22 protein-coding genes and 1 other annotated feature are annotated in these 24,357 nt (G+C 47.3%); of the genes, 12 read left to right on the top strand and 10 right to left on the bottom strand.

From position 1 onward, the window contains the following. Positions 1 to 83: 83 nt before the first annotated feature. On the bottom strand, positions 84 to 812 hold the full coding sequence (gene pgeF / locus AAA946_RS03150) for a peptidoglycan editing factor PgeF (RefSeq protein ID WP_338163591.1): 729 nt from the start codon (positions 810 to 812) through the stop codon (positions 84 to 86). Then, on the bottom strand, positions 812 to 1,786 hold the full coding sequence (gene rluD / locus AAA946_RS03145) for a 23S rRNA pseudouridine(1911/1915/1917) synthase RluD (protein WP_338163590.1): 975 nt from the start codon (positions 1,784 to 1,786) through the stop codon (positions 812 to 814). The genes pgeF and rluD overlap by 1 nt, the downstream gene beginning before the upstream one ends. A gap of 130 nt (positions 1,787 to 1,916) precedes the next feature. On the opposite strand from rluD, the gene bamD reads away from it, so the two are divergent. The 4 genes from bamD (at position 1,917) to pheA (ending at position 6,302) form a co-directional block, all read left to right on the top strand. Continuing rightward, a complete protein-coding gene (gene bamD, locus AAA946_RS03140) occupies positions 1,917 to 2,642 on the top strand; it encodes an outer membrane protein assembly factor BamD (RefSeq protein WP_338163589.1) in 726 nt (241 codons plus the stop codon). Positions 2,643 to 2,754: 112 nt separating this feature from the next. Beyond that, positions 2,755 to 4,218 carry a lytic transglycosylase F gene (locus AAA946_RS03135; RefSeq protein WP_338163588.1) on the top strand — a complete coding sequence of 488 codons (1,464 nt, stop codon included), beginning with the start codon at positions 2,755 to 2,757 and terminating at the stop codon, positions 4,216 to 4,218. A gap of 287 nt (positions 4,219 to 4,505) precedes the next feature. Then, complete coding sequence (gene hpf, locus AAA946_RS03130) at positions 4,506 to 4,838, top strand: ribosome hibernation-promoting factor, HPF/YfiA family (RefSeq protein ID WP_338163587.1); 333 nt, start codon at positions 4,506 to 4,508, stop codon at positions 4,836 to 4,838. A gap of 140 nt (positions 4,839 to 4,978) precedes the next feature. After that, positions 4,979 to 5,100, top strand: a sequence feature (Phe leader region). Between the two features lie 11 nt (positions 5,101 to 5,111). Next, the gene (gene pheA / locus AAA946_RS03125) at positions 5,112 to 6,302 is read left to right on the top strand and encodes a prephenate dehydratase (RefSeq protein ID WP_338163586.1); all 1,191 of its coding nucleotides are present in this window, start codon (positions 5,112 to 5,114) and stop codon (positions 6,300 to 6,302) included. Between the two features lie 57 nt (positions 6,303 to 6,359). On the opposite strand, the gene AAA946_RS03120 is transcribed toward pheA, so the two are convergent. Further along, a complete protein-coding gene (locus AAA946_RS03120; RefSeq protein ID WP_338163585.1) occupies positions 6,360 to 7,019 on the bottom strand; it encodes an OmpA family protein in 660 nt (219 codons plus the stop codon). A gap of 191 nt (positions 7,020 to 7,210) precedes the next feature. Here AAA946_RS03120 and yjjX point away from each other — a divergent pair, with 191 nt between their 5' ends. After that, positions 7,211 to 7,726 (top strand): inosine/xanthosine triphosphatase, encoded by a 516-nt coding sequence (gene yjjX / locus AAA946_RS03115; protein WP_338163584.1) that lies wholly within the window; start codon positions 7,211 to 7,213, stop codon positions 7,724 to 7,726. A 31-nt stretch (positions 7,727 to 7,757) separates the two neighbouring features. Here the strand turns inward: yjjX and trpR are convergent, their stop codons facing one another. Both trpR and sltY read right to left on the bottom strand, forming a co-directional pair. Beyond that, positions 7,758 to 8,045 (bottom strand): trp operon repressor, encoded by a 288-nt coding sequence (gene trpR / locus AAA946_RS03110; protein WP_338163583.1) that lies wholly within the window; start codon positions 8,043 to 8,045, stop codon positions 7,758 to 7,760. A gap of 72 nt (positions 8,046 to 8,117) precedes the next feature. Beyond that, positions 8,118 to 10,097, bottom strand: coding sequence for a murein transglycosylase (sltY, locus tag AAA946_RS03105; protein ID WP_338163582.1), 1,980 nt, complete (start codon positions 10,095 to 10,097; stop codon positions 8,118 to 8,120). Positions 10,098 to 10,388: 291 nt separating this feature from the next. Here sltY and ettA point away from each other — a divergent pair, with 291 nt between their 5' ends. Both ettA and AAA946_RS03095 read left to right on the top strand, forming a co-directional pair. Beyond that, positions 10,389 to 12,056 (top strand): energy-dependent translational throttle protein EttA, encoded by a 1,668-nt coding sequence (gene ettA, locus AAA946_RS03100; RefSeq protein ID WP_338163581.1) that lies wholly within the window; start codon positions 10,389 to 10,391, stop codon positions 12,054 to 12,056. A 148-nt stretch (positions 12,057 to 12,204) separates the two neighbouring features. Then, positions 12,205 to 13,212: a M23 family metallopeptidase gene (locus AAA946_RS03095; RefSeq protein ID WP_338163580.1), complete on the top strand. Its 1,008-nt coding sequence runs from the start codon at positions 12,205 to 12,207 to the stop codon at positions 13,210 to 13,212. 62 nt (positions 13,213 to 13,274) lie between these two features. Here AAA946_RS03095 and tyrA read toward each other — a convergent pair whose 3' ends face one another. After that, the gene (tyrA, locus tag AAA946_RS03090) at positions 13,275 to 14,402 is read right to left on the bottom strand and encodes a bifunctional chorismate mutase/prephenate dehydrogenase (RefSeq protein WP_338163579.1); all 1,128 of its coding nucleotides are present in this window, start codon (positions 14,400 to 14,402) and stop codon (positions 13,275 to 13,277) included. Between the two features lie 8 nt (positions 14,403 to 14,410). Further along, on the bottom strand, positions 14,411 to 15,484 hold the full coding sequence (locus AAA946_RS03085) for a 3-deoxy-7-phosphoheptulonate synthase (RefSeq protein ID WP_338163578.1): 1,074 nt from the start codon (positions 15,482 to 15,484) through the stop codon (positions 14,411 to 14,413). A gap of 248 nt (positions 15,485 to 15,732) precedes the next feature. On the opposite strand from AAA946_RS03085, the gene AAA946_RS03080 reads away from it, so the two are divergent. After that, complete coding sequence (locus AAA946_RS03080; protein WP_338163577.1) at positions 15,733 to 17,436, top strand: sensor histidine kinase; 1,704 nt, start codon at positions 15,733 to 15,735, stop codon at positions 17,434 to 17,436. Then, the gene (btsR, locus tag AAA946_RS03075; protein WP_338163576.1) at positions 17,433 to 18,158 is read left to right on the top strand and encodes a two-component system response regulator BtsR; all 726 of its coding nucleotides are present in this window, start codon (positions 17,433 to 17,435) and stop codon (positions 18,156 to 18,158) included. The genes AAA946_RS03080 and btsR overlap by 4 nt, the downstream gene beginning before the upstream one ends. A 55-nt stretch (positions 18,159 to 18,213) precedes the next feature. Here the strand turns inward: btsR and nagZ are convergent, their stop codons facing one another. After that, positions 18,214 to 19,197 (bottom strand): beta-N-acetylhexosaminidase, encoded by a 984-nt coding sequence (gene nagZ, locus AAA946_RS03070; RefSeq protein ID WP_338163575.1) that lies wholly within the window; start codon positions 19,195 to 19,197, stop codon positions 18,214 to 18,216. A 102-nt stretch (positions 19,198 to 19,299) separates the two neighbouring features. Between nagZ and AAA946_RS03065 the strand changes: the two genes are divergently transcribed. Further along, positions 19,300 to 20,418 (top strand): anhydro-N-acetylmuramic acid kinase, encoded by a 1,119-nt coding sequence (locus AAA946_RS03065; protein ID WP_338165761.1) that lies wholly within the window; start codon positions 19,300 to 19,302, stop codon positions 20,416 to 20,418. A gap of 8 nt (positions 20,419 to 20,426) precedes the next feature. Continuing rightward, positions 20,427 to 21,356, top strand: coding sequence for an N-acetylmuramic acid 6-phosphate etherase (murQ, locus tag AAA946_RS03060; protein ID WP_338163574.1), 930 nt, complete (start codon positions 20,427 to 20,429; stop codon positions 21,354 to 21,356). 76 nt (positions 21,357 to 21,432) lie between these two features. On the opposite strand, the gene AAA946_RS03055 is transcribed toward murQ, so the two are convergent. Next, positions 21,433 to 21,786: a DUF2799 domain-containing protein gene (locus AAA946_RS03055; RefSeq protein ID WP_338163573.1), complete on the bottom strand. Its 354-nt coding sequence runs from the start codon at positions 21,784 to 21,786 to the stop codon at positions 21,433 to 21,435. 278 nt (positions 21,787 to 22,064) lie between these two features. Between AAA946_RS03055 and AAA946_RS03050 the strand changes: the two genes are divergently transcribed. Beyond that, a complete protein-coding gene (locus AAA946_RS03050) occupies positions 22,065 to 23,549 on the top strand; it encodes a carbon starvation CstA family protein (protein ID WP_338163572.1) in 1,485 nt (494 codons plus the stop codon). Positions 23,550 to 23,629: 80 nt separating this feature from the next. On the opposite strand, the gene AAA946_RS03045 is transcribed toward AAA946_RS03050, so the two are convergent. Continuing rightward, positions 23,630 to 24,283 carry a TetR/AcrR family transcriptional regulator gene (locus AAA946_RS03045; RefSeq protein ID WP_338163571.1) on the bottom strand — a complete coding sequence of 218 codons (654 nt, stop codon included), beginning with the start codon at positions 24,281 to 24,283 and terminating at the stop codon, positions 23,630 to 23,632. Between the last annotated feature and the right edge of the window lie 74 nt (positions 24,284 to 24,357).

The raw sequence follows: 24,357 nt of genomic DNA, 5'->3' as shown, positions 1-24,357 counted from the left end.
AGCAACCCCCTTAATTACATTCGGCTGGATATGCAAATAAGATGGTTACTCAGGTGGAGGATTTCAAGAGATGGGATTGAAAATCAGGCTTTAATCCAAATAAAACTCGCCATACGGCCTGTTTGTCCATCGCGTCGATAGGAAAAAAAACGTGTTGGGTCTTGGAAGGTACACAACCCACTTTGTGCAACAGAGTCTACACCTAACGCTTTCAGCTTTAGCTCGGCAATCAATGCCAAATCAGCAAGCCATTTTCCTGAAGAGGGATGTGATTTAAATGCTATCGCATACTCTGGATGATTCGTACAAAATGCTTCACGTACATCCTCGCCCACTTCAAAGCAGTCAAAACCAATCGCTGGTCCAACCCAAGCCTGAAGCGGTGAGTCAAATAGAGAGACCGCATTTTCAACAATACCGTCGGCAAGTCCGCGCCAACCAGCATGTACTGCAGAAACTGCCGAACCATCTTTAGCCGCCAGTAGGATTGGCAAGCAATCTGCCGTCATCGCACTGAGTACGACACCCGGTACTGTGGTAAAGCTGGCATCCGCATCAAGCACGGCATCAGTAGGGGCTTCCAGTTGAGCAACAACCGTAGAGTGAGTTTGATTTAGCCAAACTGGGTTGGACGGCATGTTCGCTAGCGATGCGAGTTGACGCCTATTGGCTTCAACATCAGCGGGAATATCACCCACATGCATACCCAGATTCAACCCTAAAAATGGCGCGTTAGACACGCCACCTTCACGAGTCGTAGTTACTGCGCTCACATTGGGCGCAGCAGTCCAGTTTGGCTGAAGAGTCGACATTAATAGTCTTCTTCTTTGTTTAGCTTAGTGTCTTCTCGAAGCGCTTCTGCCATAGCGACCATGTCGTCCGGCACAGGTGCGTGGAACTCCATCTCTTCACCTGTTACTGGGTGAGCAAACTTAAGCATCACCGCATGCAGCGCTTGACGATCGAAGCGACGGATCATTTCTGTTAGCTCCTCGCTCGCACCTCGTGGGATTCGAGCGCGACCACCATAAGCAGTATCGCCTAGTAGGGGGTGCTGCAAATAAGACATGTGAACACGGATCTGGTGAGTACGTCCCGTTTCTAGACGCAAACGAATACGAGTGTGCTCACGGAAGTGCTCCGCTACGCGATAGTGAGTAATTGCAGGCTTACCTAGCTCATTCACCGCCATCAATGTACGTTTTGTCGAATGGCGACCAATTGGCTTATCGACCATACCACCAGCCGTCATTTTACCGATAGCAATCGCTTCGTACTCACGGGTGATGTTACGTTTTTGCAGCGCACGAACCAAACGCGTTTGCGATGGAACCGTCTTCGCCACCACCATCAAACCTGTAGTGTCTTTATCGAGACGGTGAACGATACCTGCACGTGGCACTTCCGCAATGGCTGGGTAATGATGCAAAAGCGCATTCAGAACCGTGCCATCTGGTGTCCCTGCTCCAGGATGGACAACGAAATCTCTTGGCTTATTGATAACAATAATGTCATCATCCTCGTAAACGATATTTAGAGGAATATCTTGCGCTTCGAAGCGTTCTTCATCTTCTAGTTCAGCTTGAACGGTAATCAGTTCGCCGCCCATCACTTTTGTGCGAGGCTTGGTAACCACTTCACCGTTAACCGCAATTTTTCCGTCCAGAAGCCACTCTTTCAGGCGCGAACGAGAAAAATCTGCGAAGAGTTCAGCTACAGCTTGGTCTAAACGTTGACCTAACTGGCTGTCTTTTACTGTATTTGTTAATTCAATCTGCTGAGCCATATCGAACTTTTTAAAAAACCTTGGGACTAATACCACGAGTGTGGATAATATAGCTCATCATTGTATCTGTTACTGACAAGAAAAGTAATGGAAGCGGAAAAATATTTACGTCAAGGAAACTCGTTCTCGTATGAAACTACTTAAACTAACAGGCTTGCTTTCTATAGCTTTGTTGTTTGGTTGTGCTGACAAAGAAGTCACCGTCCCAGATGTCCCGCCGTCTCAGTTGTATTCTGAAGCTCAAGAGTCACTGCAAGGGGGTAACTGGACATCGGCTATTGAGCGTCTCGAAGCGCTAGACTCTCGCTACCCGTTTGGAGCGTACACTGAACAGGTACAGCTTGATCTCATTTATGCCTACTATAAGAACGATGATTTGCCATTGGCGCTTGCGACCATCGAGCGTTTTTCTCGTCTCAACCCAACACACGAGCGCTCCGATTGGGTTTTGTATATGCGCGGCCTAAGCCACATGGCACAAGACCGTAACTTTATGCATGATATCTTCCGTATCGACCGCTCGGATCGCGATCCTGAACCCGTTAAAGCAGCCTTCGCGGATTTTGACCGCTTGTTAAAACGCTACCCAAACAGTGCCTATGCTGAAGATTCACAAAAACGCATGGTAGCACTGAAGAATCGCCTGGCTAACTACGATCTAGCAACCGCCGACTTCTACCTGCGCCGTGAAGCTTGGATCGCTGCCATCAACCGTACTCAAGAACTTCAAAAAACCTACCCAGATACGGAAGCGGCACGTAAGTCACTGCGTATTCAAAAGCAGGCTTATGAAGAGCTTGGTATGAAAGAGCAAGTTGAACGCACCGAAAAACTCATAGAGCTCAACCCGCTATAGAGATTAAAATCATGACTAAAGCGCTGTCTTAACAGCGCTTTTTTTATGCCTAAATTGGCGAAAAGACGTTTTCATTTATATAGTTATCTTTAGCACAATAGTGAAAAAGGGAATGGAATTGAAAGCGCTATTACTGGTTGTTGTTTTCGTCATCTTCTCGCTGCCACTGCGAGCACTTGAGCTAACCCCACTGAGCAGAACACCTTACACAGGAGACTTAGACGTGCTCACAGAAAAGCGGGTTTTGCGTGTGCTGGTCTCGGCTGATCTTGGTTTCTACTACATTGAGAAAGGCCAGCCCCGAGGCATTGGCGCTGAGCAACTGTATCACTTCGAAAAACATCTAAAGAAAAAATTCCCTAAACTCAAAGTTCAGGTCATTCCGGTTCCTAGAGATGACCTTATCCCTGCACTGGTCAATGGTTATGGTGACCTCATTGTGGCGAACCTTACCGTAACCCCCGCGCGCGAGACTATTATCGAGTTTAGCCGCCCTATTCTGGATAATATTGACGAGCTGATCATTACCAGTGATGGCTACCCTGCCCTATTAAGTCCCGAAGATTTGAGCGGCCAAGAAATCTGGGTTCGCGCCAGCTCGAGTTACTTTGAAAGCCTGCAAGCACTCAATAAAACGCTCACCGAAGATGGACGCCCTCCTGTATTGGTTCAATATCTAGAGGAAACATTACAAGACTATGAGCTGATCGAGATGATCAAGCAAGGACTGGTGAGCGCAACGGTTCTGGACAGTCATAAAGCTTACTTCTGGAACAAAACCTTCGATGACCTAAACATTCATAGCGGCATTCCACTTCGCAGTGGTGGCAAAATAGCGTGGGCGATGCGCAAAGGTAGCCCTAAGCTTGGCGAGCAGGTCAATGCCTATATCAAAACAGCAAAGGAAGGTACGCTGCTTGGCAATGTTATCTATAACAAGTATTTAGAGAACACGTCATGGTTTGCGAGAGCGCTTAATCCCAACAATATAGAACAACTGGAGAAGCTGGTTTCACTATTTAAAAAGTATGCCGACCAATACGACTTCGACTTTCTGATGATTGCCGCACAAGCCTTCCAGGAGTCACGCCTTAATCAAAACAAGGTGTCACCAAAGGGCGCCGTAGGCATCATGCAAGTGCTGCCGAGTACCGCACGAGATCAAAACGTCAACATCAAGAATATCAACAACATCGATAACAATGTGCATGCAGGCGTTAAATATCTACGCTTTATCCGCGATCGCTATTTCAGTGATGACGCCATCAGTGAAGATGACAAAGTTTATCTCTCCTTAGCCGCATACAACGCAGGCCCCGGCAACATATCTCGAATGAGACGATTAGCGGAAAAGAACGGCTACGATCCAAATAGATGGTTTGGCCACGTAGAGCTAATGGCACGCCGCAATATCAGTTCAGAGCCCGTCACCTATGTGGCCAATATCAACCGATACTTTGTCATCTACAAACAACTGGAGTCCTTACAGCAGATCCGCGACGAGCAACAGGCTAAAAACCAAGACATCGAATTCTATCGAATATTGAGTGGCAGCAAGGAGGAAATCACGAAGTGATACAGATCACATTTAATTACTGAGCATTTAATAGACAGCGACTTTTCTTAGGTCGTACTAAGTCGCCAAAAATGGGGAATTTTCAGAACGCTACTCTATCCAAATTAATGACTTTTGGAGGAAAGGAAAGGCTTTTTTACTGTTAACAGCGCAAAGTTTTGCGATAGATCACATTTAGATTTGGACGCTAAAAACCCTCGCATAAGAGTGATGTAGATCACATTCTTTTCAGTCTGGATGAGTAATCTGGAGTTAACCCATGAGGGATGCAACAGAGGAAAAAACATATGAGAGTAAACATCACTGGTAAAAACATTGAGATCACCTCTGCAATCCGTGAGCATATCGAAAGCAAGTTTAAGAAGTTAGAAAAATGGCAAGTGGACATCATTAGTTGCCAAACTGCTTTCAACGAAGAGCCAAACAAACAGATGAAATTCGAAGCGGCCATTACGGTACCCAAAGGCAAACTTGTCGCTTCCGCTACTCATGAAGATTTATACGCTGCCGTTAACGAGGTTGAACAGAAGCTAGAACGTCAGCTAAACAAACTAAGACACAAACCAGAAGCTCGTCGCACAGAGAAGCCAGAGCTACTAGAAGCAGAAGAAGTCGAATAACACGGTTGTCTTAGCGAATAGCCATTCAATTTAGTCATCTTTAATATAGCGCCTACGGGCGCTATTTTTTTGCTTGACGCCCCATGCTCCCTTGCTTATTGTGGGGCTTAGCCAATAAAAATTAGTAAACAACGATTTATGCGCCCAATTATTCTGTTCTTTTTTGACTTCTTTTTTCTCCACTAGGCTTGGAGGCTTCTTCGTTTTCGAAAGAAAAGTCAAAAACGAACGGAAAGCCTCCCAAACGGGAGGCTTTTTTATAAGGATTATTTGATGACCGACACTAAGTATTCTCTTGACGAAATTCGCCTGCGACTCAATGAGTTAGATGACAACCTACTGCAGTTACTATCAGAGCGCCGTAAGCTCAGTATTGAAGTAGCCAAAAGTAAAGTACAGACTTCAAAGCCAGTTCGCGATGCCGCTCGTGAACAGCAACTTCTTGTTAAGTTAATCAATAATGGTAAAGATAAATACGAACTTGATGCACCGTACATCACCAAGATTTTTCACACCATCATTGAAGATTCCGTGCTGCTTCAACAGGTCTACCTGCAAAATCTAGCCAACCCAGACCAAAGCAGAAAGCCAGTAGCGCGCGTAGCATTTTTAGGCGCCAAAGGCTCCTATTCGCATCTTGCCAGTCGCGATTATTTCTCTCGCAAAAATACAGAGCTAGTAGAACTTAACTGCGACCAGTTTAAGGAAGTCATCAAAACCGTAGAATCTGGTCATGCAGACTATGGCGTTCTCCCTATTGAGAACACCAGCTCAGGTTCAATCAACGAAGTATTTGACTTGCTACAGCACACAACATTGCACATTGTTGGCGAAATTACCCAACCGATTGAGCATTGCCTTGTCGCAACCAAAGAGATCCGCTTAGAGAACATTAAAACCCTGTATTCACACCCGCAGCCTCATCAGCAATGCAGTGAGTTCTTAGGTCGCCTTAAAGGCGTGACTCTTGAGTCTTGCGCCAGCACCGCTGATGCTATGCAAAAGGTACAAGAGCTAAACCGCGATGACGTCGCTGCTATCGGTCATGCAGCAAGTGGCAAGCTTTATGGTCTGCAGTCAATCCAAGGCAACATTGCTAACCAAACGGAAAACCATACCCGTTTTATCATCGTCGCGAGAAAGCCGGTGGAAGTTTCTGCTCAAATTCCAGCAAAAACCACCTTCATCATGGCGACTTCTCAAGAGGCAGGTTCTCTGGTTGAAACCTTGTTGGTGCTGCAACGCTATGGCATCAACATGAGCAAACTCGAGTCACGCCCTATTATGGGTAACCCTTGGGAAGAGATGTTTTATGTGGATGTAGAAGGTCATAAAGATTCAGAAGCGATGCAATTGGCAATAGAAGAGCTAATTAAGATCACTAAGTATCTCAAGGTTCTTGGTTGTTACCCTATCGACAATGTAAAACCTGTAATTCCAGATCTCACAGATAAAAAAGACTAAAACCAAAAATCCCTAGGTATTGCCTAGGGATTTTTTCTTCACGTTATGCAAGCGCGCTTATGTCAGCGGTAGGATTTTTATCTCTACACGTCGATTGCATTGACGACCTTCTGCTGTCGAGTTACTGCAAATTGGGAAGCGCTCGCCCATGCCACGAGCCACAGCACGCCCTGGCGCAACTTTTTGGCCTACGAGGAAAGAACGAACCTGTTCGGCACGTTTCTCAGAGAGTTGCTGGTTGTAATTGGCACTACCTGTACTGTCGGTGTAACCATCGATAACTAGGCTGGTATCTGGGTATTCAACCAAAATGCGCGCTACACCTTTCAGTGTATTGTGAATGCCACTGTCTAAAGTGTGTGAGTTACTCGCAAATCCAATGCCGTTTTCAAGGCGAAGTACCAATTGATTGTCACCTGTACGCTCAACTTGCACCCCCGAATTCAGTAGTTCTTGACGTAGTGCTTTCTCTTGCTGATCAAAGTAATAGCCAGCACCACCACCAATCGCAGCACCACTTGCTGCTCCTAACAAAATGCCTTTGCTATCCCCACCAGAAGCAATGCCCACTGCAGTGCCAGCAATCGCGCCAATCAGTGCTCCTTTCGTCGCTGAGTTGGTCTCGTACTCACCTGTCGTCGCATTTTGGCGCTGCGTAGCTTGGCAACCTACCAATGTCACAATTCCTAAGGCCACCACTACTTGTTTTAATTTCATATCCATTGTCTCTGTTGAAGTTTCTGATTGTATTGAAACAGAACATCATACTATATATTTTGTATTCATTCCTATTTGGGCTCAAAACGAACCCAGCCATAGAATATAAATATCAACGAATTTAATGACAAGAATAGGGAAGATTTACGTTAGAATTAGGTCTTTACGCTTTACACATGGAAACGTCTGATATGAAAAAGGTTGTCATCTCCTCGTTAAATCCCGCCAAAATCAATGCCGTAAAAAGTGCGTTTGAATCTGCCTTCCCAAATCAGGCTTTTGAGTTTCAAGGAGTAAGTGTACCTAGTGGTGTCGCTGAGCAACCTATGGACAATGCCGAAACCCACCTAGGTGCAAGCAATCGGGTTAACAACGCTAAAGAAGCGATATCAGACGGTGACTATTATGTGGGTATTGAAGCCGGACTCGATGGTGGCTGTACATTCGCCTGGATGGTGATTGAATCTGAAGGTTTGATAGGCGAGTCTCGAAGCGCCAGTTTAATGCTGCCACCAGCAGTGGTTGAGCAGCTAGCCCCTACTGTCGAGCTTGGGGACGTAATGGATAAAACGTTTGGTACCGACAACATCAAACAGAAAGGTGGGGCCATTGCGCTGCTGACTCAGCATCAACTCACCCGCAGCTCGGTGTATCATCAGGCGTTGATATTAGCCCTGATCCCGTTCGTCAACCCAGAGCACTTCTAAGAGTAAAAACGAGCGAGACCAAACGGTCTCGCTACTTGAGCAATAAATCGCTTAACGCATTTTTCTCTGCATTTTCTAGACGTTTCACTTCTGCACTGCCACGAGTAATTGTCGCGACACCCACCCCTAACATCTGGCTAATTTGACGCTGTGATAAATCGCCTTTTAGCAGCTCACACAGAATGTTAACACGAGCGGTCACCGCTTCACGCTCATCAGGCGTTAACAACAGTGTCATTAACTGTGCTTGTTGCTCTGTACTTTGTGAGCGTTGGATCAGGTCGAGAACTTGTTGCCAGTCTTGGTATTGGGGTTCCATGAATCATTCCATTAGATACTTGCAATACTCCATTCTAACCCCAAGCTCGCGCCAATGCCTAGCCTAGGGTAACTAGTAACGCCTTTTCGCTTCAGCGTCAGTTAGGAAACTTCCTTGAACACCCATTAAATCGCGATAGTACACTTGAAACATCAGAATATTCTGAACGTAACCACGCGTTTCCTTAAAAGGTATCGCTTCAATAAATGCAATGGCATCTAAGTTACCGTCAGACGCAGCTCGCCAGCGCTTAACCCTATTGGGCCCAGCGTTATAAGCAGCAAGCGCAAAGATGCGATTATTGTCGTAGTTGCCTAACAGTTCATTGAGGTAGTGCGAGCCAATCTCAATGTTCTTACCAGCCTGATAGAGTTCACTCGTGCGCTTGTAGGCGATCTTGTGCTTTTTAGCCGTATATTTGGCTGTTGCTGGCATAATTTGCATCACACCTCTCGCCCCTACGGGAGAGCGAGCTTCAACATCCATGGCACTCTCTTGTCTTGCTAGCGACATCAGAAGGTCTTTATTCAAGTCCAACTTGTCACCGTAAAAGCTAAACCACCACTGGTGCGCCGCTGGGAATCGCAAGCTCATGTTATCCCACATTTTCGCCGATATGGTCGCAACGACCGTTAGATGATGCCATCGCTTTTGCCCGGCGTATGCGGCTAGCATCTCTTTTTCAGCTGTCGACGAACTAGACAGTAAATAGCGCCACTCCGATTTTGCGGCGGCGATTTTGTCTCGCTTAATCAGCTCTTCAATTCGCACAAGGCTCGTTTGGTAAGGTGCTATCACCGATTTATCCAACTCGATGCTCGAAATTGGATAAACAATCGAGTGCTTGAGATGAGTCGCGGCTGCGGCGCTGTAGAAATTGCGCTTCCCAACAATAGATTCAAGGCGCTGCTCACCTTGTGCTTTATTGCCCAAACTTATCTCTGCGCGCGCTAACCAGTATTGCCACCGGCTACTCTGTTTTGCTTTATCACTCAGCTTATCGATCCACTTTGCTAAACCAGCCCAATCCGCTTGTTGCACCGCTAAGCGAGCACGACGTTGCAAATAGATGTCGCTACTGGACTTCTCTAGGATAGCATCGCGCCATTTTGCTTCGCTGTCTGAATCGGTAGTAATGAAACGCATCGCCACATACTCATTCATCGATTGCTTGAGCTCTGGCGATAAATTGCGATTGTTGTTCAAGGTAGATAAAGCGCTGCGAGCTTGATCTTTGTCGCTACGTGCGAGCTTTTGTAAGGCAAGCTCTGTGAGTAACGTTCGATTAGGCTCAGGAAAGTCGCTATCTGCAAATCTAGTGACCGTTTTAGGGGATTTGAACAACGCTTGCAGCTGTTTACCTTGCTGCTTACCTTTCGTGGTCTTAAGCTGCTTATTAAGGTAGTTAATCAGAGAGCCATTTCGGCGCTCAAATGCCAAGGTCATCCGCTCGATAACATGCTCATCAGTACGCAGCCCTGCTTTATTCCAAGCTTCGAACAACGGGTCACAAGCACTATCGACACTATCACCACTCTTCCACAACGTGGCTGCCCCCTCATAGGCCGATTGACTATCACCTGTTTTTAACTGTGCATAGTGGTAATGGCATTGATAGCGCTCACCGCTAGGGTAGCTGGTTTGAAAAGCAAGCAGATCACGCCAACGCTTTTGCTTAGCGAGCTGGTCGACATATGGCGCACGAATACGAGACGAAAATGGAAACGTCTGATGTTTTTCAATAAAACGGTTAACTTGCGGCACCGACTTATCAGCCAACTGCAACGAAAACACCCGATAGTCCACATAAGGCGTGAGTGGGTAATCTGCAATTTGTGGACGAATTTTGTTATAGCCATTGATGTTTCTAGCATCAATCAGCTCTTGCGCCATGTCGTATGTCACCCGCTGGCGTTCTAACTTATTTTCAGAGGCTGACGCATTAGTTTCAGAGGCAAGCGCACTAGTAAATAGCGCAGGCAAAGCCAGAGTCACGATAGCGCCGCAAGCGGTAGTGATGAGCTGCTTCGGGTATCGTTGTTTAGAGTTCATGTAACCGGTTCCTTCGATGCTGTAAAGGTTGACCAAAAGAAGTATTGTTATTGTTTTCTGGGCCGTTGTGTCAGCCGCTTTTGAATGCATGGTCAAACTTCAATTTAAGACCAAATATGCCAACTTTCCAATGGGTTTGATATTAAGAATTTGTTTCTGACTCTTTAATACGCACAGACTCGGTCGCTCAGCACAATCTGAGCGCGCTTTCTACCAAGTAAAATTGAAAGGGTTCGGGTCGGTGGTGTAAAATAGAAACTTTATTGACTTCAAAATTAGGAACGATCGGCAATGGCTGAATACGTCTATACAATGTCGCGCGTGAGCAAAATTGTGCCACCAAAGCGACAAATCCTTAAGGACATTTCTCTAAGCTTCTTCCCTGGCGCGAAAATCGGTGTACTTGGTCTTAACGGCGCAGGTAAATCGACACTGCTACGCATCATGGCAGGTATTGATACTGACATCGATGGTGAAGCACGCCCACAACCAGGCCTAAACGTAGGTTACCTACCTCAGGAGCCGGTACTAGACGAATCAAAAACGGTTCGCGAAATCGTTGAAGAAGCTGTTGCAGACGTTGCTGGCGCGATGAAGCGTCTTGACGAAGTTTACGCAGCTTACGCAGAACCAGATGCCGACTTTGATGCGCTAGCAAAAGAGCAAGGTGAGCTGGAAGCACTGATACAAGCGAAAGAAGGCCATAACCTAGAGAACGCGCTAGAGCGTGCTGCAGATGCACTTCGTCTTCCTGAGTGGGATGCGAAGATCCAACACCTTTCTGGTGGTGAGCGTCGCCGTGTTGCAATCTGTCGCCTACTGCTTGAGAAGCCAGACATGCTGCTTCTTGACGAACCAACCAACCACTTGGATGCTGAATCTGTAGCTTGGCTAGAACGCTTCCTTGTTGATTACACAGGTACTGTTGTGGCGATTACCCACGACCGTTACTTCCTAGATAACGCAGCGGGTTGGATCCTAGAACTTGACCGTGGTGAAGGTATTCCATGGGAAGGTAACTACACCTCTTGGCTTGAGCAAAAAGATGCGCGTCTACAACAAGAAGCGTCTCAAGAGAAAGCTCGTCAAAAGACCATCGAGAAAGAACTTGAGTGGGTTCGTCAAAACCCTAAAGGTCGCCAAGCGAAATCTAAAGCACGTATGGCGCGCTTCGAAGAGCTACAAAGCGGCGATCACCAGAAGCGTAACGAAACTAACGAGCTGTTCATCCCGCCAGGTGAGCGTCTAGGTGACAAAGTTCTTGAAGTGAACAATCTAACCAAGTCTTTCGACGGCCGTGTTCTTATCGATGACCTATCATTCAGCATTCCTAAGGGTGCTATCGTGGGTATTATCGGTGCCAACGGTGCAGGTAAATCAACGCTATTCAAGATGCTAAGCGGCACTGAGCAGCCAGATTCAGGTACGATCGACCTAGGTGAAACTGTTAAGCTGGCGTCTGTTGAGCAGTTCCGTGACTCAATGAACGACACTAACACAGTATTCCAAGAGATCTCTGAAGGCGCTGACATCATCAAGATCAACAACTTTGAGATCCCAGCTCGTGCTTACTGCTCGCGCTTTAACTTCAAAGGCAGCGACCAACAGAAGATCATCGGTGAGCTATCTGGTGGTGAGCGTAACCGTGTACACCTTGCTAAGCTTCTTAAAGCTGGCGGTAACATGCTGCTACTCGATGAACCAACCAACGACCTTGATGTTGAAACGCTGCGTGCGCTAGAAGAAGCACTTCTAGAGTTCCCTGGCTGTGCCATGGTTATCTCGCACGACCGTTGGTTCCTTGACCGTATCGCGACGCACATCATCGACTACCGTGACGAAGGTCAGGTTAACTTCTACGAAGGTAACTACACCGAGTACATGGAATGGCTGAAGAAGACGCTTGGTCCTGAAGCGGCTGAACCACACCGTATCAAGTACAAGCGCATCTCAAAATAATCACCCATATATGAGATAAACTTGTTTTTTCCCCTGAGGGCGCCGATAATGGCGCCCTCTTTTTTTGTGATTTTGCACCATAAATCAACAAAATTTACTGAAAATTCACCTTACTTGATAGACATATTGTCATCTATGAACCGTTACTATGGCCAATAAGATTCACGTTGTAATACCAACACAACAAGGAAAGAAGAAAACGCTGCGCCTAGGGAAAAAGCGCACCTATACCGCAATCTTACTTGCTGCGGCTTTTCCTATTGGCTTGGGCTTAGTTGGCTATTCGTATCAACAGTCTCAACTTGAACTGACCTCAACCGAAGGTTCGTTGGCGAGTCTTAATCAAGAAAAAGCGGAGCTCGAGGCAAAGCTGGAAGAGCAAGTGAATGAAATGCACGCGCTCTCTCAAGAGCTTGAAGAGAAACGTGATTCATTACAGCTGCTGGGTAAACGCGTTAACGATGTGGAAGCCGTGCTTGGTCTTGTTGATGAAGAGCAGTATGACAGTGAAATGCCATTAGAAAAGCGCATCGATGCGGCAGCCATTGATTCAGCGGTTCGCGCGACCATGCTTAGACTCATTCCCAACGATAGTCCAATGACTTATCAGCGCATCTCTTCTTCTTATGGTAGACGTACACACCCTATTTCCGGTAAGCGTCATGTTCATAGTGGTATCGATTTAACCTGTAAAACTGGTGAACAGATCTTAGCGCCCGCAGACGGCGTCGTTGAAACGGTAAGACCTAGCCGCCAAGGTTATGGTAACTATCTCACCGTACGTCACGCCTTTGGTTTTATGAGCTCTTACGCCCACCTACACAAGTTCAAAGCGAAGAGTGGTCAGTTTGTAAGTAAAGGGGATGTACTTGCCACCTGCGGTAACAGCGGCACCTCGACAGGCCCGCACCTTCACTATGAAATCCGCTTCTTGGGTCGTACTTTAAACCCTCAGTACTTTATCGATTGGAGTCCAGAAAACTTCGATTATGTCTTTGAAAAAGAGAAGAAAGTACAATGGGCACCATTAATTGAATTAGTTAGCAGTGTAGTTAAGCTTCAGATTAACCTGACCAATGCGCCTTATGTCGATTCATCAATTAAGACCGCTGGCAATGAAGAAGTAGACGCAATAGACACCAAACAAACCAACTAAAAAAACGCAGCTAACTAGCTGCGTTTTTTTTGGTTTCATTTCAACTCGACGTATTTCGTCAACTAACCACGATGAATCGCATCATTCGCCTGCTTAAGCAGATTCTGACTCTCAGACATAAATTGCTGTGAGTAGTCACCAAACCAGTTGCTCACCTCATTGAACTCAGTCACAAACTTGGCTTTGTCCTTGCTATCGAGCAGTGCTAGCGCTTCGCCAAACTGCTTGTGGAAACACTTGATCATCTCAATGTTTTCATCCGATGACATAATGATATCGCCGTACAGGGTCGGGTCTTGAGCGAACAGTCTGCCTACCATCGCAAGCTCGAGACGGTAGATCGGTGAGCTCAATTTCACTAACGTATCAAGGTCTGGGTTTTGCTGACTCAGATGGCGACCGTAGGCGAACGAGGTGAAGTGGCGCAGTGCCTGAATAAGCGTCATGCCTTTGTCGTGCTGCTCAGCAGAGATCTGGCATAGACTTGCTCCCCAAATTTTAAACTGTTCAAGTAACCACTGGTACTGGGCTTCTTGTCTACCATCACAGTACACAATAACCTGCTTCGCAAGACTTGGAACGTCAGGGCCAAACATTGGATGCAGACCAACAACAGGGCCTTGGTGCACATTAAGCATGGCATTGAGTGGCTTTGACTTAACAGACGTCAGGTCACACAAAATGCAGTCTTCTGGCAGATTGCCCAGCTTCTCAATCACCCCTTCTGTTAGGTGAATGGGTACTGTCACAACCACAAGACCAGCGTTGTCTAAGATCTCATCGGCACGGTCCCAGTCTTGGCTGCCGAGTACTTTGACTTGATAGCCAGACAAGGTAAACATGCGACCAAACAAGCCGCCTAACTGTCCTTTACCACCCACAATCACAACTGAGCGCAATTCCGGGTTAAGGCACTTAAAGCCCGAGTCCTTCTCACTGGCATAAGACTCGCGCATGGTGCGGCGCAGGATGTCCTCAATCAATTGAGGCGGTACGCCCTTTTTCGCGGCTTCTTCGCGGCGAGAGGCCAGCATGGCTGCTTCTCTGTCAGGGGCATAGATAGGTAAGCCATGTCGGCTCTTTACTTCACCAACTTGCTCCACAAGAGATAGACGCTTTGCCAAAAGCTCAAGCATCTGCTTATCAACGTCATCGATTTGGTCACGCAATGCGTTCAGTTCAGCAGCCATGGATGTCATTATTCCTTAATACGATTTTCCAAGAATGGGACCAGCTCAGTATGAGCATGACGTAATAGTGCCTCAGTTGAATCCCAATTGATACACGCATCGGTGATAGATACGCCGTATTTCATTTCGCTCAGAGGAATATCGCTGCTCTGGTTACCTTCGTTAAGATGACTTTCAATCATCAGACCGATAATCGACTTGTTACCTTCACGGATTTGGTGGATAACATCTTCAGCAACCAAAGGCTGACGACGGTAGTCTTTGCGTGAGTTCGCGTGGCTACAATCGACCATTAGCGATGCATCTAGGTTCGATTTGGCAAGCTCCTGCTCACATTCAGTCACAGACACTGAATCGTAGTTTGTCTGTTTGCCGCCACGAAGAATCACGTGACCGTTGGCATTACCTTGAGTCGTCAATAGTGCTACCTGACCTTCACGGTTAATACCCATGAAGCGGTGGCTTGAAGACGCCGCTTGCATCGCATTAATTGCGGTTGCTAGGCTGCCATCGGTGCCGTTTTTAAAGCCGATTGGCATCGACAGACCACTCGCCATTTCGCGGTGAGTTTGTGATTCTGTTGTACGCGCGCCAATCGCTGCCCATGAGAAGGTATCCGCTAGGTACTGTGGACTGATTGGGTCAAGCGCTTCTGTAGCTAGAGGGATTTCCATTTCTGCCAGTTCTACCAGCAGCTCTCGACCTACATGCAAACCGTGCTCGATGTCAAACGTGCCATCCAGTTGAGGGTCGTTGATAAGACCTTTCCAACCCACAGTGGTACGTGGCTTTTCAAAGTAAACTCGCATCACGATGTAAAGTTGGTCATTCAGCTGTTCCGAGAGTGCTTTTAGACGCTTAGCGTATTCTTTTGCCGCTTCGATGTCATGAATAGAGCAAGGGCCGCAAACCACTAACAGGCGATGGTCTTTTTTATGGATGATGTTGGCGATGGTTTCACGAGAGTCTTGAATAAACTTGCGCGCTTTTTCGCTAAGCGGTAATTTTTGTTTTAGCTGTTCCGGCGTGATCAGTACCTGCTCGTCACTGATATTAATATTACTGAGTTCGCTCTTTTTCATCTCGTCACCTGTAAATTTATTTTTACACCGAACCTTTGTCACTTCCATGTTCGGATAAGCTTTAGTTGGTAATATACATAGATAAAAATCACATGCAAGCGTAAACTTAAAAAAACACCATGCGTAAACACTAGTTTACATCAAACTATCTCGATTCAGTTTTTACTCTGCGCTCAGACTTCGACACCAACTCTGCCCTTTGTCTCTAGTTGCGTTACAATAAAACCATCGAGGTTGAGGTGGTACCCATGGACTTAATTATCTCTTTGCTACAGCAGATGTGTGTGTATCTGATGCTAGCGTATATGCTCAGCAAAACACCGTTGTTCCTTCCACTGTTTAGCGTCACGAACCGCTTGAGTCATAAATTCAGTATTTACGTACTGTTCTCTTCATTTTGCATACTTGGCACTTACTTTGGCCTGCAGATTGACGATGCGATTGCCAATACTCGCGCCATTGGCGCCGTAATGGGCGGTTTATTTGGTGGCCCGGTGGTCGGTTTTGCCGTGGGCTTAACGGGTGGATTACATCGCTATACGTTAGGTGGATTTACCGATGTCGCCTGCGCTATCTCAACCACCGCCGAAGGGGTGATTGGCGGCATTGTGCACCTTTATTTCCTCAATAAAGGCAAGAAGGAACAGCTGTTTAATCCACTTGTGGTTCTGTATGTCACCTTCGCAGCTGAAGTGGTGCAGATGCTGATTATTTTGGTGGTCGCCAAGCCTTTCGATCAAGCCTACGCATTGGTATCTAACATCGCAGCGCCAATGATCATAGCCAACTCAGTGGGCGCAGCTCTGTTTATGAGTATCCTGCAAGATCGTAAAACCATCTTTGAAGAATACTCGGCGACCTTCTCGCGTCGGGCTTTGAATATTGCCGAGCGCTCCGTGGGGATATTAGTGCACGGGTTTAACTCCGACAACGCCAGTAAAATTGCACGTATTATCTATGAAGAGACCAACGTCGGCGCAGTTGCCATTACCGATCGTGAGAAGATTCTCGCATTTGTTGGCATTGGCGCAGACCATCATAAACTCAACCGCCCCATCTCATCGCAAAGCACCCTCGACTCGATGAACAATAACGATATCATCTACCTCGATGGCAAGGAAAACCCGTATCAATGCTCGATTTCCAAAGACTGTAAGCTCGGCTCAGCACTGATCATTCCACTACGTACAGGTGATGAAGTGATTGGCACCATAAAGCTGTACGAGCCGAAACGAAAACTGTTCTCGACCATTAACATGTCGATGGCAGAAGGGATTGCTCAGCTACTCTCTAGTCAGATCCTGCATGGTGATTACATCCACAAGCAGACCTTGCTGAACCAAGCGGAAATCAAGCTACTGCATGCACAGGTTAACCCGCACTTTTTGTTTAACGCACTGAATACCATTAGCGCGATTACTCGTCGTGACCCCGATAAAGCGCGCAGTTTGATCCAACACTTATCGCAGTTCTTCCGCAGTAACCTAAAACAAAACATCGAGACGGTGACACTTAAAGAAGAACTCGCGCACGTCAATGCCTACCTAACCATAGAGAAAGCCCGGTTTACCGACCGCTTAGAAGTCGATATCGATATCAGCCCCGAGCTACTCGAGCAAACCGTGCCTAGCTTTACCTTGCAGCCATTGGTTGAAAATGCCATTAAGCACGGTATCTCAAACCTTCTTGAAGGTGGCTCAATTCGAATTTTCAGCAAACGCTGTGAACAAGGTTATCGACTTACAGTAGAAGACAACGCCGGTACCTACCTACCCCCCGAGCCTGGTCATCAAGGTTTAGGAATGCAGATAGTGGATAAACGCCTGCGCAATCAATTTGGACGTGACTCAGCGCTAAAAATTGAAGTGGAAAACCAGCAACACACACGGATGAGCTTTATTATTCCAGCGCCCGTAAATTCAGACGATAAAAGGACGGCTATCGCTTCATGACTCGGTTAACCGCAATAGTAATTGATGATGAATTATTTGCTCGTGAGGAGCTTATTGAGCTTTTATCTGAGTTTGAACAGATTGAGATCATCGATCAGGCCAGCAACGCCATAGAAGGTTTGAAGAAAATCAATCAACACAAGCCTGATGTGGTGTTCCTCGATATTCAGATGCCACAGATCACTGGGATTGAGCTTTTGAGCATGTTAGATCCCGATACTATGCCAAGCGTGGTGTTTGTCACCGCTTACGACCAATATGCGATCCAAGCCTTCGAAGACAATGCGTTTGATTATCTACTCAAGCCAGTTGACCCTTGCCGCTTGGCTAAAACCGTCAAGCGATTGAGCAAACGCGACACCGCCCACACCGAGAGTTTTGATACGATCGCACCGCCCACGTTGGACCAAATTCCATGCACCGGTCATAACCGAATCGTCATTATCGCCACTAAGGATGTGGAATTTGCCTATAGTGATCTTTCAGGTGTGCACGTACAAACGGCGACTCAGAAAGCGACCTCGCAATTGACGCTTAAAGTGATTGAAGATAAAACGTCGCTGATTCGATGTCATCGCCAGTTTTTGGTCAATGTAAAGGCGATTAAAGAGATCAAGCTATTGGAAAATGGGCTGGCGGAAATCATTACCCAAAGTGACCATCCGATACCAGTGAGCCGCCGGTATTTGAAGTCGCTGAAAGAGACGTTAGGGTTCCATTAAACTCTTACTTACCTACAAAAACAGCGAGTTAAGCTCGCTGTTTTTGTTTCTATCTTTAGCCTTCCAGCGCCGACAGAACTTTACTATTCGCCGCTTTCCACTGAGCACTTTTCTTAAGCTCTTCAAGGTCAAAGTTTTTCTTTCTAAGCATGCGACTGGCCTGCTTCACTTTGGTCATCGGCAGGTTATCCAACACCTCAATCGTCGAGTTGCGGTTATTACACATCAACAGCGTATCGCAGCCCGCATCGAGGGCTTGCTGAGCACGCGCCGCAGGGCCGCCCATAATCGCTGCACCTTCCATAGAAAGATCATCAGAAAACACGATGCCATTGAAACCAAGCTGTTTGCGAAGCACCTCTTTCAACCAGTAGCTCGAACCGCTTGCTGGCTTATCGTCGTAGTGCGGGAACACGACATGCGCTGGCATCATCGCATCGAGCACACCGGCTTTAATGTGCGCTTGGAAGATGCGCATGTCATCCTCAAAAATAGAGTCTCGGTTATCCACGGGCGTTTCAAGGTGCGAGTCTGCGGTTACGCCGCCGTGCCCAGGAAAGTGCTTACCGGTTGTCGCCATCCCCGCAGATTTCATGCCCGCCATAAAGGCTGTGGTATATTGCACGATAGTTTGGAAGTTATCACCAAAGGCGCGATTGCCAATGGCTTTGCTTTGCTCACCTTGGTCAAGCACAGGCGCAAAACTTAAATCGATGTCATGAGCAATCAGCTCTGCGGCCATCAACCAACCCGCTTGATGCGCCAAGGCTTCATCTTTAAGCTTGGCATAACGCGCCGCTGGCGGCAGCAAAGTAAACCCATCACGGAAACGCTGCACTCGACCACCCTCTTGATCGACGCCAATCACAATCGGCTTCTTCGCCGCTTGACGGATTTGTCGGTTAAGTTCAATAAGCTGCTCGGAGTCGTGGTAGTTTCTGGCAAACAGAATCAAGCCACCGACGGTTGGGTGCTCTAAAATTTCGCGATCTTCCGCAGTCAGTTCGTAACCTGCCACATCAATCCATAGCGGTCCCATAATTGCTCCTCTGCAAATTTATTATCAAATGGGCATCCCCAGAGGTTATTCCTATTGTTTTTGATTTACAATAAAGCTACGTAAAAACGGAGTAAGTTTATGATGTCAAAGGAAGCGTTGTATATCGGTATCATGTCTGGCACTAGCCTAGATGGTGTCGACACCGCTATTGTTGCGATTAAGGACAAGCACATTCGTCTCGTCGACAGCGATTTCTTGAGCTATCCCGACGCCCTTAAAAGTGAGGTGTTAGCGATATGCCAAGGGCAGTCCACCAGCTTAAAGCAGGTCGGTGAACTCGATCATAATCTCGGCAAACTCTATGCTCGTGCGGTGGAATCGCTGCTCGCAAAATCGAACTACAGCGCTGATGACATTACCGCAATCGGTAACCATGGCCAGACTGTCTTTCACCAGCCAGACGGCGACACACCATTTACCACTCAACTTGGCGACAACAACCTACTTGCTGCGCTCACTGGCATTAATACCGTCGGTGATTTCAGACGTAAAGACATGGCGCTAGGTGGTCAAGGCGCCCCCTTGGTACCCGCTTTTCATCGCTACCTTTTTAGCGACAGTGAGTCGACTCAGGTGATCCTCAATATTGGTGGCATTGCCAATGTGTCCGTCCTGCAACCAAATGGTGATGTGGTGGGATTTGATACAGGGCCTGGTAATGTGCTTTTGGATCACTGGTGTACCTACGCTTTCTCGCAAGCTTTTGATCAAGATGCTCGCCTCGCCAAACAAGGACACGTTGACGATAATTTGTTGGCACAGATGCTCACCGACCCTTACCTCAAGCGCAGCGCCCCAAAAAGTACCGGGCGCGAGTATTATCACGGAGAGTGGCTACAAACTCAGCTAGCGAAACTCGATGACGTCCTTAACGAACACGACATATTGCGCACGCTGACTGAATTTACCGCCATAACCATCGCCCAAGCGGTCAAACCTTACTGCGTTGGTGCCAGCCCGAAACTGCTTGTCTGTGGCGGCGGCGCAAACAACCCGATTATCATGAGCCGCCTTAGCGAGCTACTGGCACACTGGCATGTCGATTCTACCGATAGCGAAGCAATCAGTGGTGACTATATGGAGTCGATGGCTTTTGCTTGGCTGGCGCACTGTTTTATCCATAAAATACCAAGCAACCTACCTTCGGTGACCGGCGCTAGCAAAGCCGTACCGCTAGGTGTCTTTTACCCAGCTGACTAGGACTCACTATGACAAACGACGCTTTATTAAATGCGCTTTCCCAGCTCGTCTCTGAAGGGCGCAACCCGGAAACCATGGATATCGACCTGCTCTCTTCTGAGCAAATCCTGGTGCGTATGAATCAGCAAGACAGTCTGGTTCCGCTAGCCGTCGAAAAAGTGATTCCTGAGATCGCAGAGGCAGTCGATGCCATCACGCATGCCTTCAAACAAGGTGGTCGTCTACTCTATGTGGGCGCTGGAACCAGTGGCCGTCTTGGCGTGTTGGATGCATCGGAGTGCCCACCTACCTTTGGTACCGACCCTGAAATGGTGGTAGGCATTATTGCTGGCGGGAAAGACGCCATGTTTAAGGCCAAAGAAGGGGCAGAAGATGACCCGGTACTCGGCGCACAAGACTTAAAGGATATCGCACTTACCAATAAAGATGTGGTGGTGGGTATCGCGGCAAGCGGGCGCACGCCTTATGTCATTGGTGCCCTAGAATATACCAACGAAGTAGGCGCGACGTCGGTGGCGCTATCATGCAACCCTGCCTCTGACATCGCTAACGTAGCGAACATTGCTATCAGCCCAGTCGTGGGACCAGAAGCACTGACGGGGTCTACACGCTTAAAATCTGGCACCGCGCAAAAGCTGGTTCTGAATATGCTCACCACCGCGAGTATGATCCGTTTAGGTAAGAGCTATCAAAACCTGATGGTGGATGTGAAAGCGACCAACGCAAAGTTAGTCGCCCGAGCAACGCGCATTGTCATGCAAGCTACCGACTGCAACAAAGAGACAGCGACAACTGCGCTAAAACAGACTGACTATGATGTAAAATTGTCGATACTCATGATTTTAACTGGATTGGATAAAACCGCCGCCAAGCAGCAACTGAGCCAACAAGACGGCTTTCTTCGTAAAGCGGTGGATAGCGAAAACAACGCAAGTTAATAACGAGTTATCAAAACAAAAGGGTTAGCATCACGCTAACCCTTTTGTTATGTAAAATGGTCAAGAAGACGTTTTATCAAAAGCTGCTTTGCTGAGAATAATCCATCCAACCTCGCTGCCACTCCATTCGAAAGCGCTGCGCTTCCGGTAGGCCTTCACAAGCACCAGTATAGTAATGACCTGACAAGCCAATCTGATAAGCAAAGTCAGCATCACAGAACTCAATGATACCGCGTTGATAACCGGCATCGTACTCAGAGTGCACCGCTTCACCAAGCTTATTCAGGTCCGAATAGCTGCGAGACAGCTGACCTCTCACCCCATCTTGGTAGCCGATCTGATCCCAGCTTCCTTCTTGGGCGAGATCATTGACACCCTTTGCACAACCCACTGCCAATAAGCTGGTCGCAACGATGATTAGCGCTCTCATGATTTCCCTTTTTGATCGAAATATGTCTGCCGATAACAATGCCAGTTCTTCGGCGGTTTTACCACTCTCAAGCGACGAAAGTGACCCGCTTCACGCTTTTATTCTACCGCTTAGCCTCGGAAATCGACCACTTAGCTAACAGCAAAACCACTTAACTTAGCTATTGACCACTTAATCAGCTATTTCGCCACTAACTGAATAATCCAATGCCGGGGTAATTCATCATTTTTATAATGGTTACCAGAAATTAATGTCATCACAAACTAGGGATAACAGTTATGTTGTGGTTTTTAACTTGTGTTGCGGCCTTGATTGGCGGCTACTTTATCTACGGGGCTTTCATTGAGAAGGTCTTTGGTATTAACGAAAAACGTCAAACACCGGCTCATACTAAAGCTGACGGTGTGGATTACGTTCCAATGTCGACCAAGAAAGTGTACTTGGTTCAACTACTGAACATCGCTGGTGTCGGTCCTATCTTCGGCCCAATTATGGGTGCTCTCTATGGTCCTGCAGCAATGCTTTGGATTGTTATCGGCTGTATCTTCGCAGGTGCGGTACACGATTACTTCTCGGGTATGTTATCGGTTCGCAATGGCGGCGCATCCGTCCCTACTATTACCGGTCGTTACTTAGGCAATGGCGCCAAACACTTTATGAACATTTTTGCCATCGTCCTATTGCTACTGGTTGGTGTGGTTTTCGTTTCAGCGCCTGCTGGCATGATCACTAACCTAGTGAACGACCAAATGGACATGTCGATGAGCATGAGCACTATGGTCGTGATTATTTTCGCGTACTACATCATCGCGACGATTGTCCCTGTTGATAAAATCATCGGCCGTTTCTACCCACTGTTCGGCGCACTGCTTATCTTCATGTCTGTCGGTCTAATCACAGCGGTTGCACTGTCAAGCGAGCACCAAATCATGGGCGGCTTTGAAATCAGTGACATGTTTACCAACATGAACCCGAATGACCTGCCACTTTGGCCAGCACTATTCATCACCATCGCTTGTGGTGCTATCTCAGGCTTCCACGCGACTCAGTCTCCGCTGATGGCTCGCTGTATGGAAAATGAAAAGAACGGTCGCTTCGTATTCTACGGTGCAATGATTGGTGAAGGTGTTATCGCGCTAATCTGGTGTGCTCTTGCTCTATCTTTCTTCGGCTCTATCGATTCTCTTGCAGAAGCTGTGAAGAATGGTGGTCCTGGTAACGTGGTTTACAGCGCGTCATTTGGTCTACTGGGTGTGTTTGGTGGTGTGCTTGCCTTCCTAGGTGTGGTTATCCTACCGATTACTTCTGGTGATACAGCGTTCCGTTCAAGCCGTCTTATCCTTGCTGAATACTTCAACATGGAGCAAAAGACACTGCGTAACCGCCTAATGATGGCTATCCCACTGTTTGTTATCGGTGGCATCCTAACTCAAGTAGACTTCGGTGTTATCTGGCGCTACTTCGGTTTCGCGAACCAAACAACAGCGGTAATGATGCTTTGGACTGCGTCGGCTTACCTACTGCGCCACAACAAGCTTCACTGGGTAACCACAATACCAGCGGTATTCATGACAACGGTAGTCATCACCTTCATCTTGAACAACGCGACACTGGGCTTCGGTCTACCAATGCAGCTATCGACTATCCTAGGCATCGTGTCTTCACTTTCTATCGCAGGCTATGTGATTAAGAAATCAAAAGGCAAAGGTGAAACGGACCTTGCTGATGAAGAGAAGCCGACCGGTGAGACAGAGACGGCGTAAGTTATCCCTAAACGCCAAGCTTCACTAACAAAACACAAAGCCCCTAACCTCCGTTAGGGGCTTTTTTAATGACTGAAACTCTAATAGTGAAACATCAACTCGGCATCATTAGCCTGCACCGCAGTTGGCACCCGCGCCAAATACTGCGGTAAATACAGCGATAGGTACGCCAGCGCCAATCGACAACCTTCTTCACCCGCTGCATGGCTGATCTCTTGATGGCCAGACTCGTTGTAAAACGTGCTATAAACCTTATCCGCCGCCTGAAGAGCGATAGCAAATATGTTGTAGTTGCTGGGTAGCGCTGGCAAAACGAAATGCTGCTGGTAAATATCTCGAATCCGCTTTCCCAACACTTGGTCATGCTCAAAGTCGGCATGACGCAACTCATAAAATTTGTGCTGCCCCAAAATCAACTTGGTCGCGACTTTGTTGGTTTGATAGTTACGAATATACGCGCCTTCAATCGCAAGCGTTATGTCCTGCCAACGTTCAAAATGCGGCGTTGCTTCTACTTCCGACAACATAATATCTAAGCTGGTAAACACATCATCCGCAATCGCTAAAAACAGTGCTTCAATATTCGGGAAGTGATGGTAAACCGTCGACGTCGCGATTTTTGCCCGACGAGCAATGTCGTAAATCGACAGCGTATTGATATCACCGCGCTCAATCAGATCGACCGCGGCTTGTTTGATTCGCTCTACTTTTTGATGTGCGTTTCCAGTTCCCATCGCAGCCCTCTACATATGCAACCGATACCAAATCAACACTAACATAGCATTGTCATACCCTTTTAAGGGATTGA

Source organism: Vibrio sp. 10N (assembly GCF_036245475.1).
Classification (GTDB): Bacteria; Pseudomonadota; Gammaproteobacteria; order Enterobacterales; family Vibrionaceae; genus Vibrio.
This window is presented reverse-complemented; position numbering and strand designations above follow the sequence as displayed.

Coding starts and splice junctions, on each gene's coding strand:
- pgeF (WP_338163591.1), bottom strand. CDS start 812: ATGTCGACTCTTCAGCCAAACTGGACTGCTGCGCCCAATGTGAGCGCA.
- rluD (WP_338163590.1), bottom strand. CDS start 1,786: ATGGCTCAGCAGATTGAATTAACAAATACAGTAAAAGACAGCCAGTTA.
- bamD (WP_338163589.1), top strand. CDS start 1,917: ATGAAACTACTTAAACTAACAGGCTTGCTTTCTATAGCTTTGTTGTTT.
- AAA946_RS03135 (WP_338163588.1), top strand. CDS start 2,755: ATGGAATTGAAAGCGCTATTACTGGTTGTTGTTTTCGTCATCTTCTCG.
- hpf (WP_338163587.1), top strand. CDS start 4,506: ATGAGAGTAAACATCACTGGTAAAAACATTGAGATCACCTCTGCAATC.
- pheA (WP_338163586.1), top strand. CDS start 5,112: ATGACCGACACTAAGTATTCTCTTGACGAAATTCGCCTGCGACTCAAT.
- AAA946_RS03120 (WP_338163585.1), bottom strand. CDS start 7,019: ATGAAATTAAAACAAGTAGTGGTGGCCTTAGGAATTGTGACATTGGTA.
- yjjX (WP_338163584.1), top strand. CDS start 7,211: ATGAAAAAGGTTGTCATCTCCTCGTTAAATCCCGCCAAAATCAATGCC.
- trpR (WP_338163583.1), bottom strand. CDS start 8,045: ATGGAACCCCAATACCAAGACTGGCAACAAGTTCTCGACCTGATCCAA.
- sltY (WP_338163582.1), bottom strand. CDS start 10,097: ATGAACTCTAAACAACGATACCCGAAGCAGCTCATCACTACCGCTTGC.
- ettA (WP_338163581.1), top strand. CDS start 10,389: ATGGCTGAATACGTCTATACAATGTCGCGCGTGAGCAAAATTGTGCCA.
- AAA946_RS03095 (WP_338163580.1), top strand. CDS start 12,205: ATGGCCAATAAGATTCACGTTGTAATACCAACACAACAAGGAAAGAAG.
- tyrA (WP_338163579.1), bottom strand. CDS start 14,402: ATGGCTGCTGAACTGAACGCATTGCGTGACCAAATCGATGACGTTGAT.
- AAA946_RS03085 (WP_338163578.1), bottom strand. CDS start 15,484: ATGAAAAAGAGCGAACTCAGTAATATTAATATCAGTGACGAGCAGGTA.
- AAA946_RS03080 (WP_338163577.1), top strand. CDS start 15,733: ATGGACTTAATTATCTCTTTGCTACAGCAGATGTGTGTGTATCTGATG.
- btsR (WP_338163576.1), top strand. CDS start 17,433: ATGACTCGGTTAACCGCAATAGTAATTGATGATGAATTATTTGCTCGT.
- nagZ (WP_338163575.1), bottom strand. CDS start 19,197: ATGGGACCGCTATGGATTGATGTGGCAGGTTACGAACTGACTGCGGAA.
- AAA946_RS03065 (WP_338165761.1), top strand. CDS start 19,300: ATGTCAAAGGAAGCGTTGTATATCGGTATCATGTCTGGCACTAGCCTA.
- murQ (WP_338163574.1), top strand. CDS start 20,427: ATGACAAACGACGCTTTATTAAATGCGCTTTCCCAGCTCGTCTCTGAA.
- AAA946_RS03055 (WP_338163573.1), bottom strand. CDS start 21,786: ATGAGAGCGCTAATCATCGTTGCGACCAGCTTATTGGCAGTGGGTTGT.
- AAA946_RS03050 (WP_338163572.1), top strand. CDS start 22,065: ATGTTGTGGTTTTTAACTTGTGTTGCGGCCTTGATTGGCGGCTACTTT.
- AAA946_RS03045 (WP_338163571.1), bottom strand. CDS start 24,283: ATGGGAACTGGAAACGCACATCAAAAAGTAGAGCGAATCAAACAAGCC.